The organism is Luteipulveratus mongoliensis, assembly GCF_001190945.1.
Classification (GTDB): domain Bacteria; phylum Actinomycetota; class Actinomycetes; order Actinomycetales; family Dermatophilaceae; genus Luteipulveratus; species Luteipulveratus mongoliensis.
The window spans coordinates 3,972,268-3,985,645 of the sequence record NZ_CP011112.1 but is presented as its reverse complement, the minus strand read 5'-3'; the positions used below and the strand labels follow the sequence as shown (position 1 = coordinate 3,985,645).

At 68.0% G+C, this 13,378-nt stretch carries 9 protein-coding genes; 8 read left to right on the top strand and 1 reads right to left on the bottom strand.

Annotation, left to right across the window (positions count from 1 at the left end; genetic code table 11):
• Positions 1-50: 50 nt before the first annotated feature.
• The 8 genes from ilvD to VV02_RS18860 all read left to right on the top strand — a co-directional run bounded on the left by ilvD (position 51) and on the right by VV02_RS18860 (position 9,919).
• Positions 51-1,751, top strand: coding sequence for a dihydroxy-acid dehydratase (ilvD, locus tag VV02_RS18895; RefSeq protein WP_052594026.1), 1,701 nt, complete (start codon positions 51-53; stop codon positions 1,749-1,751).
• A 38-nt stretch (positions 1,752-1,789) separates the two neighbouring features.
• Entirely contained in the window at positions 1,790-2,566 is a 777-nt protein-coding gene (locus tag VV02_RS18890) for an ABC transporter ATP-binding protein (protein ID WP_052594025.1), read from the top strand.
• A complete protein-coding gene (locus VV02_RS18885) occupies positions 2,542-4,119 on the top strand; it encodes a hypothetical protein (RefSeq protein ID WP_052594024.1) in 1,578 nt (525 codons plus the stop codon). Before VV02_RS18890 ends, VV02_RS18885 begins: the two co-directional genes overlap by 25 nt.
• Before the next feature lie 231 nt (positions 4,120-4,350).
• Positions 4,351-6,210 (top strand): acetolactate synthase large subunit, encoded by a 1,860-nt coding sequence (locus VV02_RS18880; protein WP_425412280.1) that lies wholly within the window; start codon positions 4,351-4,353, stop codon positions 6,208-6,210.
• Positions 6,207-6,719, top strand: coding sequence for an acetolactate synthase small subunit (gene ilvN / locus VV02_RS18875; protein ID WP_052594017.1), 513 nt, complete (start codon positions 6,207-6,209; stop codon positions 6,717-6,719). Before VV02_RS18880 ends, ilvN begins: the two co-directional genes overlap by 4 nt.
• A gap of 53 nt (positions 6,720-6,772) precedes the next feature.
• The gene (gene ilvC, locus VV02_RS18870) at positions 6,773-7,807 is read left to right on the top strand and encodes a ketol-acid reductoisomerase (protein WP_052594015.1); all 1,035 of its coding nucleotides are present in this window, start codon (positions 6,773-6,775) and stop codon (positions 7,805-7,807) included.
• A gap of 274 nt (positions 7,808-8,081) precedes the next feature.
• Complete coding sequence (locus tag VV02_RS18865) at positions 8,082-9,110, top strand: ATP-binding cassette domain-containing protein (protein WP_052594013.1); 1,029 nt, start codon at positions 8,082-8,084, stop codon at positions 9,108-9,110.
• Entirely contained in the window at positions 9,107-9,919 is an 813-nt protein-coding gene (locus VV02_RS18860) for an ABC transporter permease (RefSeq protein ID WP_052594012.1), read from the top strand. The genes VV02_RS18865 and VV02_RS18860 overlap by 4 nt, the downstream gene beginning before the upstream one ends.
• Here the strand turns inward: VV02_RS18860 and VV02_RS18855 are convergent.
• Complete coding sequence (locus VV02_RS18855; protein ID WP_052594010.1) at positions 9,910-13,074, bottom strand: ATP-binding protein; 3,165 nt, start codon at positions 13,072-13,074, stop codon at positions 9,910-9,912. The genes VV02_RS18860 and VV02_RS18855 overlap by 10 nt on opposite strands.
• Positions 13,075-13,378: the final 304 nt, after the last annotated feature.

Sequence of the window (13,378 nt, the reverse complement as noted above, 5' to 3'; positions counted from 1 at the left end):
ATCGCGGGACCTACGTCCCATTCCTCGGACACAGTCATAACATCGGAGCCATGACGCAGACGCCTGACATGAAGCCCCGCAGCCGCGACGTCACCGACGGTCTCGAGAAGACCGCGGCGCGAGGGATGCTTCGTGCGGTAGGCCTTGGCGACGACGACTTCGCCAAACCCCAGATCGGTGTCGCCAGCTCCTGGAACGAGATCACGCCCTGCAACCTGTCGCTCGACCGGCTGGCCAAGGCGGTCAAGGACGGTGTGCACGCAGGAGGCGGTTACCCCCTCGAGTTCGGCACCATCTCGGTGAGCGACGGCATCTCGATGGGCCACGAGGGGATGCACTTCTCCCTGGTCAGCCGCGAGATCATTGCCGACTCGGTCGAGACCGTCATGAGTGCCGAAAGGCTAGACGGCTCAGTCCTTCTCGCCGGTTGCGACAAGTCGCTGCCGGGCATGCTGATGGCTGCCGCCCGGCTCGACCTCGCGTCGGTCTTCCTCTACGCCGGATCCATCCTCCCGGGCATCGCGAAGATGTCCGACGGGTCGGAGCGGACGGTCACGATCATCGACGCGTTCGAGGCCGTGGGTGCCTGCACGGCCGGCAAGATGAGCCGCGCCGACGTCGATGCGATCGAGCGTGCGATCTGTCCCGGCGAGGGAGCGTGCGGTGGCATGTACACCGCCAACACAATGGCCTCGGTCGCTGAGGCGATGGGGATGTCGCTTCCTGGCAGCGCTGCGCCGCCCGCGACCGATCGTCGGCGTGACGGCTTCGCGCGCAAGTCCGGCGAGGCCGTCGTCGGGATGCTGCGCAAGGGGATCACGGCTCGCCAGATCATGACCCAGGAAGCCTTCGAGAACGCGATCGCAGTCGTCATGGCGTTCGGCGGCTCGACCAATGCGGTGCTGCACCTGCTGGCGATCGCGCACGAGGCCGAGGTCGACCTGAGTATCGACGACTTCCAGCGCGTGGGCGCCAAGGTGCCCCACCTGGCCGACGTCAAACCGTTCGGCCAGTTCGTCATGACCGACATCGACCGTGTCGGCGGCGTGCCCGTCGTGATGCGTGCCCTGCTGGACGCCGGCCTGCTGCACGGTGACTGCCTGACCGTCACGGGCAAGACGGTCGCTGAGAACCTTGCCGACGTCGCGCCGCCCGATGTCGACGGCAAGGTCATCCGCGCCATGAAGGAGCCGATCCACGCGACCGGCGGGCTGACCATCCTCAAGGGCTCGCTCGCTCCCGAAGGTGCCGTGGTCAAGTCGGCCGGCTTCGATAGCGACGTGTTCGAAGGCACCGCAAGGGTTTTCGACGGTGAGCGCGCAGCGATGGACGCTGTCGAGAACGGCGCACTGCAGCCCAACGACGTCGTCGTGATCCGCTACGAGGGGCCCAAGGGCGGACCGGGCATGCGCGAGATGCTGGCCGTGACAGGAGCCATCAAGGGCGCCGGGCTCGGCAAGGACGTGCTGCTGCTGACCGACGGTCGCTTCTCAGGTGGGACGACGGGGCTCTGCGTCGGCCACGTTGCACCCGAGGCGGTCGACCTCGGACCGATCGCCTTCGTCCAGGACCGCGACCGGATCCGCCTCGACGTTGCGGGCGGCACGCTCGACCTGCTGGTCGAGGACGCGGAGCTGGAGCGTCGGCGTACGGCAGGGGTCACCGCCCCCGAGCCGAAGTACACCCGGGGCGTGCTCGCGAAGTACCGCAAGCTGGTCGGCAGCGCGAGCAAGGGCGCTGTCTGCGACTGATGGGGTGGGTCAGGTCCCGGGCTGGTTAACTCACGTCCATGCAACTCGGGGAAGTGCCAGCTCTTGATCTGCGTGGACTGGTGAAGTCGTTCGGACCCAAGACAGCCGTGAACGGGCTGTCCCTGCAGGTCCCACGCGGCAGTCTGTACGGCCTCGTCGGTCCGAACGGTGCAGGCAAGACGACCACCCTGTCGATGGCGACCGGCTTGCTGCGCCCGGACGTGGGATCGGCGGCCGTCGTGGGCCATGACGTGTGGTCTGATCCTGCGGGTGCGAAGGCGCTCATGGGAGTCCTGCCGGACGGCGTACGACTCTTCGACCGGCTCAGCGGCCGGGAGCTGTTGCGGTACGTCGGTCTCTTGCGGTCAGTTCCTCAACAGGTCGTCGCCGAGCGTACCGAGCAGCTGCTGGACGCACTGGGGCTCCATGGCGACGGCAACACGCTCGTCGTCGACTACTCGGCCGGCATGACCAAGAAGATCGGTTTGGCGTGTGCCTTGATCCACACGCCCAGGTTGCTGGTCCTGGACGAACCGTTCGAAGCGGTCGACCCGGTGTCGGGTGAGGCCATCCGCACCATCCTGCGCAGCTACGTCGGCAGCGGCGGCACGGTCATCCTGTCCAGCCATGTGATGGAGCTGGTCGAGCAGCTGTGCGACCGGCTGGCGATCGTGATCGCTGGCCAGGTCGTCGTCCAGGGAACGACCGACGAGGTGCGCGCCGGCCAGTCGCTGCAGCAGCGATTCCTGGACCTCGTCGGTGTCCAGGCAGCCGATCCGAGAGGTTTGTCATGGTTGCAGTCCTCGTCGGACTGAAGCTGACCCTGCTGCGGCGCTCCTTGGCCGGCAGCACGGCCCGGGCGGCGGGGATCGTGATCGGCGCCTGCTTCGCGGCCGTCCTCGTTCTGGCGGTCCTGCTGGCCCTCATCGGGTTGCGGACGGCAGACCGTGAGACCGCGCGCGCGGTGACCGTGCTGATCTTCTCCTCGCTCGGAGTCGCCTGGACCGTGTTGCCGCTGCTCGCCTTCGGTGTTGATGAGACGTTGGACCCACGTCGTTTCGCGCTGCTGCCGCTGACGGCGCAACGCCTGCGACCGGGCATGATGATCGCCGGCCTCATCGGCGTACCCGGCGTGGCGACGTGCCTCGCGGCGTTCGGTCTGCTGGCCACCTGGTCTCGTAGTGTCCTCGCGGTCGGCGCGGCACTGATCGCGATCGTGCTGGGGGTGGCGACCAGCTTCCTGGCCTCCCGAGTCATCACCTCAGCCTTCGCCCACGTGCTCAGCGGGCGCAGGTTCAAAGATCTGGCGGCCGTCCTTCTTGGCGTCCTGAGCGTCAGTCTCGGTCTCGGCATGAACCTCATCGGCAGGGCGGGCAGCGATGACCCGGATCGCGCCGGCGACTTCGCAGTGTCCGCGGGACACGTGGCCGGTTGGACGCCGTACGGCTGGGCCTGGGCGGTGCCGGCAGACGTTGCCGACGGCGCGTGGGGGACGGCTGCCGTGCATCTTGGGCTGGCCGTGTCCTTGGTCCTCGCCCTCTGGTGGGGGTGGGGCCGCCTGCTGGACCGTGCCCTGACCACCGTCACCGACACTGCGGCCACCCAGGTCAGGTCCGGTCACCGGTTAGAGAGCCTCTACGGCACCGCACCGGCCGGTGCGGTCGCTGCGCGGTGCCTCCGTTACTGGCGACGCGACCCGCGCTACGTCGCGGCCATGGTGAGCTTCGTGATCCTGCCCGTGGTCATGGGCCTGTCGATGAGCTCAGGCGGCAGCGACCGCGACGCGCTGCTGACGATGCCGCTCGTCCTGGCTGCCCTGTGTGGGCCTGGTCTCATCGCTGACCTGGCGTACGACGGCTCGGCGTTGTGGACTCACGTCAGCTCCGGTGTGAGCGGTTCCGCAGACCGATGGGGTCGGGTCATGGCGCTGATGACCTGGGTCGTGCCGCTCACTCTGGTGGCGCTGGCCATCGCGCTCGTCCTCTCCGGCCGATACGACCGGTTGATCGTGGTCCTCGCCGTGACCATCTCACTGGCCTGCTGCGGTTCGGGGCTGGGTCTGGCAGTCGGAGCGGTGTATCCAGGCACGGCACCACCTCCTGGGGGCAACCCGTTCTCGACCGGTTCGGGCAACGGGTTCGCCACCATCGTGGTGTACGTCGTCGGGACCGCGGGGGCCGTGGTCCTCTCAGTGCCGGTGATCGTCCTCGCGGTGATCGGGATGTCGCACGGGCTCTTCCAGATCGCGGCTCTGGCATTGGCGCTCGTGCTCGGTCCGCTGGTGCTGTGGGCCGGAGTGCGCTGGGGCGGCCATCGGATCGATACGTCGTGGCCGGAGCTGCTGACCAAGGTCAGCGTCGACGGCTGACGCGAGTCCGGTCTTGGTATCTGGGATCGCGTTCTCATCCGTTGACACGGCCGGCTGGGTGCGCCACGCTGTGGCCGTGACACGAATTCTCGTACTTCCCAGGCGCGCCTGCTGACTCCGATCAGCTCGCGCGCTCACCCTCAATGCCGTCCCACGGCTGAGGGTTTTTTTGTGTCCAGACCGCAGATGACCCGACGCCCGACCCATTCCGACCGAAAGCGGTGACCAACCGTGAGTGAGACGACGATGGCTGCTCGTGCAGCATCGCGCCCGCCGTCGCCAGCAGATCTGGCAGGCCGGCCCAGCGCCCAGCCGCGCACCGTCACAGGTGCACAGAGCCTGGTCCTGTCGCTCGAGGCCCTCGAAGTCGGAACGGTATTCGGCATTCCGGGAGGGGCGATCCTGCCGGCGTACGACCCGCTTCTCGACTCGGTCAAGGTGCGCCACGTCCTCGTCCGGCACGAGCAGGGCGCCGGTCACGCCGCGACGGGTTACGCCGCCGCGACCGGCAAGGTCGGCGTCTGCATGGCGACCAGCGGTCCCGGCGCCACCAACCTGGTGACACCGATCGCGGACGCCTACATGGACTCGATCCCGATCGTGGCCATCACCGGCCAGGTCGCCGCGCGAGTCATCGGCACGGACGCCTTCCAGGAGGCGGACATCCGCGGCATCACGATGCCGATCACCAAGCACAACTACCTGGTGACCGACCCTGCGGACATCCCGCGGGCGTTGGCGGAGGCGTTCCACGTCGCGTCCAGCGGCCGACCCGGCCCGGTGCTCGTGGACATCACCAAGGACGCGTTGACCGCGACCACGACCTTCTCGTGGCCACCCACCTTCGACCTGCCGGGCTACCGGCCGGTGACCAAGCCGCATCAGAAGCAGATCAAGGCCGCGGCCGCGCTGATCCGCGAGGCCAAGAGCCCGGTCCTCTACATCGGGGGAGGAGTGATCAGGGCCGGTGCCAGTGCTGCCCTTTGCGAGCTGGTCGAGCTGACTCAGATCCCGCTGGTCACCACGCTGATGGCCCGCGGCGCCGTGCCCGACAGCCACGAGCTGCATCTCGGCATGCCGGGGATGCACGGTTCGGTGGCAGCCGTCACCGCGCTGCAGAAGTCGGACCTGCTGATCACGCTGGGCGCTCGCTTCGACGACCGAGTGACGGGCGAGCTCTCGTCGTTTGCGCCACTGGCCAAGGTCATCCACGCCGACATCGACCCTGCCGAGATCTCCAAGAACCGGGTCGCCGATGTGCCGATCGTGGGTGACTGCCTCGAGGTCATCACCGAGCTGACGAAGGCGCTGCGCGAGGACATCGACGCTGGGCGTGGTGGTGACTACGCGGCCTGGCGCACCAGGACCACGAAGTGGAAGGCGACCTACCCGCTCGGCTACACCGTCGCCGAGGACGCCACCGCGATCGCGCCGCAGTACGTCATCGAGCGGATCGGTGCGCTCACCGGCCCTGAGGGGACCTACGTCGCCGGCGTCGGCCAGCACCAGATGTGGGCCGCACAGTTCGTCCAGTACGAGCGCCCCAACTCATGGTTGAACTCCGGCGGTCTCGGGACGATGGGCTACTCGGTCCCGGCGGCGATGGGCGCCAAGGAGGCCGAGCCGGACCGGGTTGTCTGGGCGATCGACGGTGACGGCTGCTTCCAGATGACCAACCAGGAGCTGGCGACTTGCGTCATCAACAACATCCCGATCAAGGTCGCGATCATCAACAACTCCAGCCTGGGCATGGTGCGCCAGTGGCAGACGCTGTTCTACGGCCAGCGCTACTCCAACACCGATCTCCACACCTCCGCGAGCGGCACCCGGGTGCCGGACTTCGTGAAGCTGGCGGACGCGTACGGCTGTGTGGGTCTGCGTTGTGAGAAGCCGGAGGACGTGGACGCCACGATCCAGAAGGCCCTGGAGATCAATGACCGCCCGGTCGTGATCGACTTCGTGGTGGAGCGCGACGCGATGGTGTGGCCAATGGTCCCGGCCGGCGTCAGCAATGACCAGGTGACGGTCGCCCGAGCAATGACACCGGTCTGGGACCGTGAAGACGACGAGGCAGGCGAGGAGACGCCATGAGCTCACACACACTGTCGGTGCTGGTGGAGAACAAGCCGGGTGTGCTCGCGCGCATCTCCGGGCTGATCTCGCGGCGCGGTTTCAACATCGAGTCCCTCGCTGTGGGTCCCACCGAGCATCCGGAGATCTCCCGGATGACCGTCGTGGTCGACGTCGAGTCGATCGCGCTGGAGCAGGTGACCAAGCAGCTCAACAAGCTCATCGAGGTGCTCAAGGTCGTCGAGCTCGAGGAGGGCGCATCAGTCCAGCGTGAGGTGCTGCTCATCAAGGTGCGGTGCGACACCGTGGCACGCAGTCAGGTGCTGCAGCTGGCCGATGTGTTCCGTGCCAATGTCATCGACCTGTCACCCGACTCGGTGATCATCCAGACCACCGGGCACCGCGACAAGGTCAACGCCTTCCTGACCGCCCTCGAGCCGTACGGCGTGCGTGAGCTCGTCCAGTCCGGTGTCATCGCGATGGGCCGCGGCCCACGTTCGATCACGGACCGCGCCCTCAAGTCGGCGTGAGTTCCCTTCAACCACAAGACCTTTCACAGCAACAACAACAAGGAGTAGTTACCGTGGCCGAGATGTTCTATGACGACGACGCAGACCTGTCGATCATCCAGGGGCGCAAGGTTGCCGTCATTGGTTACGGCAGCCAGGGACACGCTCACGCACTCAACCTGCGTGACTCCGGTGTCGACGTGCGCGTGGGCCTGAAGGAAGGCTCGAAGTCGCGCGCCAAGGCCGAGGCCGAGGGCCTGCGGGTCCTCAACGTGGCCGACGCGGTCAAGGAAGCTGACCTGGTCATGATCCTCGCGCCCGACCAGGTGCAGCGCGTCCTGTACGCCGAGGAGATCCAGCCGCACCTGGAGGAGGGCAACGCCCTCTTCTTCAGCCACGGCTTCAACATCCGTTACGGCTACATCACGCCGCCCAAGGGCGTGGACGTTGCGATGGTCGCGCCCAAGGGCCCGGGCCACCTCGTCCGCCGTGAGTACGTCGACGGACGCGGCGTGCCCGTGCTCGTGGCGGTCGAGGCAGACCCGTCCGGCAAGGCCTTCGACCTGGCGAAGTCGTACGCCAAGGGCATCGGCGGACTGCGCGCCGGCGGTATCAAGACGACCTTCACCGAGGAGACCGAGACCGACCTGTTCGGTGAGCAGTCGGTCCTGTGCGGCGGCGCCTCGCAGCTCGTGCAGTACGGCTTCGAGGTCCTCACCGAGGCCGGCTACCAGCCGGAGGTCGCCTACTTCGAGTGCCTGCACGAGCTCAAGCTCATCGTCGACCTGATGGTCGAGGGCGGCATCGCCAAGCAGCGCTGGTCGGTCTCCGACACCGCTGAGTACGGCGACTACGTCTCCGGCCCGCGCGTCATCGACGAGCGCGTCAAGGAGAACATGAAGGCCGTGCTCGCCGACGTGCAGAACGGTGCGTTCGCCAAGCGGTTCATCGAGGACCAGGACGCCGGTGCGCCGGAGTTCAAGGCGTTCCGCGAGAAGGCTGCCCAGCACCCGATCGAGGCCACCGGCAAGGAGCTGCGCGGCCTGATGAGCTGGATCAAGGACGAGTCGACGGACAACGACTACGTCGAGGGCTCAGCCGCGCGCTGATACCCAAGCCCAGTCGTACGCGGCCGGTCACCTCATCGTGAGGTGACCGGCCGTCGTACGTCCCCGACTCCTCCAACTTGGCCGACAGTGCAAGCCGCGTCGCTTCCGCGAAATTCGTAGCGACACGGCTTGCACTGTCGGCCAAGCGGGGTTGGTGAGGCGGAAGGCGGCTGAAACTGGTGTGAAACCGCCTCGAAGGTGACCCCCTGCACTCTGGGCGAAGTCGACAGCACCCCTGACGGTGCCCGACCTCGACGTAGGAAAGGGGAACACCATGACTTTGGCAGTAGAAGCAACCGGACTCGTGAAGCAGTTCAAGGAGCTGCGCGCGGTCGACGGGATCGACCTGCAGGTGCACGAGGGCGAGGTCTTCGGCGTCCTGGGCCCGAACGGCGCAGGCAAGACCACCATGCTGCAGATGCTCGCGACGCTGCTGCGCATCGACGGCGGCGAGGCGCAGATCTTCGGCGTCGACGTCAAGAAGCAGCCGCACCAGGTGCGCCAGCTGATCGGTGTCACCGGTCAGTACGCCTCGGTGGATGAGAAGCTCACCGCCCGCGAGAACCTGCGGCTCTTCGCCCGCATCCACGGGCAGTCCGGCAAGCAGGCGTCCGTCACCGCGTCCGACCTGCTCGGCAGCTTCGGCCTCGAGGAGGCCGCGGACAAGACGATCGCGAAGTTCTCCGGCGGTATGCGCCGACGGCTGGATCTCGCGGCCAGCCTGATCGCGCGCCCGCCGCTGATCTTCCTGGACGAGCCGACCACCGGCCTCGACCCGCGGACCCGCGGCCAGATGTGGGACACGATCCGTGACCTCGTCGCGCAGGGTTCGACGATCCTGCTCACCACGCAGTACCTCGACGAGGCCGACCAGCTCGCCGACCGGATCGCCGTGATCGACCGTGGCCGCAAGGTCGCCCAGGGCACCTCGGGGGAGCTCAAGGCGTCCGTCGGCAGCTCGACGCTAGCGGTCGGTCTGGCCGACCCGGTCGACATGGATGCCGCCTCGCGGCTGGTTGCCCAGCTGCTCGGGCGTCCGGCCAACCGCACGCCTGAGGCCGCTCGTCTGACCGTGCCGCTGGACCGTGCCGATGAGGCTGCCGAGGTGCTGATCACGTTGCGGCGCAACGACATCAGCGTCACCGACCTGCAGGTCGAGCAGCCCACCCTGGATGAGGTCTTCCTCGCCCTGACCGGCGAGCACGCGCACATCCAGGACGACGACGTCCAGGACGACGTCGACCAGACCAACCGACGTACGGCTGCCGGAGAGCAGCCCGAGCAGATGGAGATGAGCCGATGACGACGCTCACCGCAACCCGTGGGGCCACCCTGCCCCAGCTGAAATCACGTGTCAGTCTGATCGAGACGATCCGGCAGAGCTGGCTGATGGCCGGTCGTGCTCTGCAGAAGATGCGCCGCAACCCGGAGCAGTTCTTCGACGTGACGATCCAACCTCTTTTGTTCACACCGATGTTCGGCTACATCTTCGGTGGCGCAGTCGCAGGTGATGTGAGCAAGTACCTCCCGCTCCTCATCCCCGGTCTGCTCGCGCAGACCGCTCTGACCACCTGCATGGGCACCGGCGTGACCTTGCGCGAAGACATGGAGAAGGGCGTCTTCGACAGATTCAAATCGCTACCGATGTCACGGGTCGCCCCCCTTGCCGGGCCGGCGATCGCCGACATCGTGCGCTACTTCGTCGCGACGGTCATGACGCTCGCGGTCGGCATCGCGATGGGCTACCGCCCGGACCCGCTCGGTGTCGTCGGCGCCACGCTGCTGATCGTGTTCACCGCCTGGGCGCTGGCGTGGGTCTTCACTGCGCTCGCCACGGTCATGAAGTCGGCACAGGGTCTGCAGGGTGTCTCGCTGATGCTGATGTTCCCGCTGACGTTCCTGTCCAACGCGTTCGTGCCGTCGTCGTCGCTGCCGAACTGGCTGGAGTCGTTCGTCAACGTCAACCCGGTGTCCCACGTGGTGACCGCGCTGCGCGACCTCATGAACGACGGTCAGGTCACCGGTCAGGTCGGCTGGGCGATCGTGGCCTGCCTCGCGGTCGTTGCCATCTTCATGCCGCTCGCGGTGAAGGGCTACCGCCGTCAGATCTGATCCAGCAGTCGCAGCGCCTCGGTGACGAGGTCTGCGCGACTCAAACCGGCGTACGACGAGACTGCCTCGTCGTACGCCGGTTTGTTGCGTTCGAGAGCCACGGCGCGGTTGGTCTCGCGCTTCATCGACGGGTGCGCCCGCGGGTAGGAGAACGCCTCGGCGAGAGCGACCAGCCGGGCGCCGGTCGCGGAGTCTGCCGTCGAGGCGCCGGGCCGCAGCGCCACCAGACCCAGGGCGAGCAGCCCGGAACCGGCGACGGGGTAGTCGAGGAAGACGAAGTTGCGGCGCTTGTCGTCGGGCACCGCGAGGACGGTTCGCAGCTTGCTGCTGAGCCGGTCCGCGAGGTCGGGGACCAGCTCGAGCCGGCCCGACCGGGCGTGCGCGGCGAGAGCGACGGCTTCGGTCGACATCGTCCACGGCTCCAGTCCGGGCGGGTCGGTCTGGAAGAAGCCGTTCATGATGCTCTGGACGCGGTCCACGGCCCGTCGCCACGTCCGTAGCCCGTCGTCGAGATTGCCCTTCACGAGCTCGATCTCGGCGCGCACCCCGATGTCGAGCATGCGCATGCCGAACGGGTCCTCGCCAGAATGCTCGCTCGCCCGCTCCAGCCACTCCTCCGCGCCCTCGACGTCGCCGACCTGCAGCCGCGCGAGCACGAGGGTCCACCGGGCCTGCATCACGTCGGTCCAGGCGCCGATGCGCTCGAGCACCGGGATCGCCTTGCGCATCTCGGTCTCGCACTCGTCGGGTCGGCCGAGGTGCAGGCTGAGCTCGCCGACCCGTGCGTGGGCGACCGCGCGGAACCAGGGGCTGGTGTCGTCGGCCAGCCGCAGCACCATGATGCGCGCGGCCTGCAAGGCGTCCTCGACGAGGCCTTCGTTCTCCCATGTCTGGGTGGCGATCCCGGCTGCGGTGCACGCCACGAGCGGGTTCTCGTCGCGGGTCAGGGTGCGCAGCAGGGGTGAGTCGACCTGCGAGAGCTCACGGATCTGGAGCAGCAGGTCGGCCATGATCGAGATCTGTGTGATGGAGTCGGGGGCCGGCAAGCGACCCAGCACGACGAAGACGCGGGCGGCCGTGTGGTCGGCCAGCATGATCGCGTTGCTTGCAGCCATCACCAGTGCCGTGCGGGTGATCTCCAGATCCTCGCGCGCCACGCTCGCATGGGAAAGCACTGAGGCGACGGGCGCGGCGAAGCTCACGGCGCGGGTATGGGTCGACTCCATCGTCCACATCGTGCCGAGCGCCGCGAAGACGGCGGCCACGGTCCGGGCGTCTTCATCCTCCGTGGCCAGCCGCATGGCGGCGACGAGGTTGTCCTGCTCCGTGCGGAGCAGGTCGAGTGAGGCGTACGGCGCCGGGCCGACCAGGATGGGCGAGTGTCGACGTCCGACCTCGCGAGCCCAGCTCAGGAAGTCCGCGCGTACAGCTGTGGAGCGACCGGTCGATGTGAGCTGAATGGCACCGAACTCCCGCACCGTCTCCAGCATCCGGAACCTACTGCCGGCCGCCGACTCGACGATCTTGAGCAACGACTGCGCGATGAGCTGCTCGAGCACGAGCATCGAGTCGATGCCCAGCACTGCGTCGGCAGCATCGAGGGTGAATCCGTCAGGGAAGATCGAGAGCGCGGCCAGCGCCGACTGCTCGTCGTCGTGCAGGAGGTTCCAGCTCCAGTCGATGACCGCCAGCAGGGTCTGGTGGCGGGCGGGCGCATCGCGGGCCCCGCCCCGCAGCAGTGCGAACCGGTCGGTCAGGCGCTGCTCGATCTGCGCCACTGACATGACCCTGGTGCGGGCAGCTGCAAGCTCGACCGCGAGCGGCAGACCGTCCAGGGCGCGACAGAGTCGCTCCACGGTCTCGGCAGGGAGGTCGACATCGGGGCGTGCCGCACGAGCGCGCTGCCCGAACAGCTCGACCGAGGTGCGTAGGTCGAGCTCGGGCAGGAGGTAGACCGACTCCGAGCTCAGGCCGAGCGGCGCCCGGCTCGTCGTCAGGACACGGACGTCAGGCGACATGGACACGAGGGCACGAACCACGTCGGCCACGCCTTGGACGACGTGCTCGCAGTTGTCCAGCACGAGCAGCGAAGGAGTGGGGCCGAGCGCCTCGACGATGCCGGTGAGTACGTCGCGCGGTGCGGTCAGCCGCGCGGTTCCAGGGCGTACCCGCGCATCGCGTACGCCGAGCACGGAGGCGACCTCGGCCAGCACACCCTCGTCGGTGGACACACCAGCCAGTCCGACCAGGTGCACCACTCGCTGCTGCGCCCGACGGCTCACCACGTTGGCGAGGCGCGTCTTGCCGAGACCGCCGGGGCCGACGATCGAGGTCACTCGCGAGGATCGGACGAGGGCGGCGACGGCGTCGAGGTCGTCGTCCCGGCCGAGCAGGGCGTTGGGTTCGTGCGGGATGCCGGCCCGGACGGTCGGCGCCTCGCCGTTGAGCAGCTCCCGCTGGACGGCCTGCAGGGCCGATCCCGGATCGGTGCCTAGGTCGTCGCGCAGCCGACGCCGGTACGACTCGTAGCGCTCGAGGGCCGCGGCCGGGCCGGTCGTCGCGGCCTCGGCGTGGAGCAGCTCCTGGAGGAGCTCTTCGTCACGAGAGTGCTCCTCGCTCAGCTCGCGAAGCGCGGGCAGCGCCTCCTCGAAACGAGACAGCCGCGCCAGCGACAGCGCCTGGAGGCGGCACAGCGAGGCGTAGGTCTGAGAACGCTCGGCTCGCAGCGCTCCCAGCGGCCCGGTGGCGTCCTGCAGTCCGGCAGGCGATCCGTTCCAGAGGGCGAGGCCGGCCTCGGCGTGCTTGAGAGCCAGGTCGTGGTCACCCTCGCGCGCGGCCCGGACCCCGGCGTTGGCGCTCAGCTCGACGGCGGTGACATCCACCTCGTCGAGAGCGAGATCGAGCCGGTAGCCGGTCGGGGTGCTGACGATCGTCTCGTGGCCGAGCACGGAGCGAGCGCGCGAGACCAGCACCTGGAGGGCTTTGGTGGGCTTGGCCGGCCGGTCGTCCGGCCACAGGCCGTCGACCAGCCGGGTCGTGCTCGCGCCGGTCCGCAGGTCCTGGGCCAGCAGCGCGAGAAGCTGGCGCAGCTGAGGGCTGGCGATCTCGGTGCTGCGGTAGCCGACCTGCGAGAGCAGCGTCAGCGTCGTGGTCACTGGAACAGGTTAGTCAGCGGACCTGACACCCGCACTGGGGATAGCGCTGCGGCCCCGGACCGGCATCTGAGATGGCGGTATCGCGACGTGGACACCCCGTCCTACTCTCGAGTTATGACGCGGCTGATCCACATCCTTCGACGCCGCGGTGAGTCTCTCTAGTCAGCTGCTCACCGCGGAGATCCCGCGTTGCCGCTGACTACAGACCTGCTCCACCCCACGCACCCCCGGGGTCACGAGATGAGAACCGCGAAGGACTGATGATCATGACTGAAGAAGAGATGGAAGCACGCCGCGCCCTTCA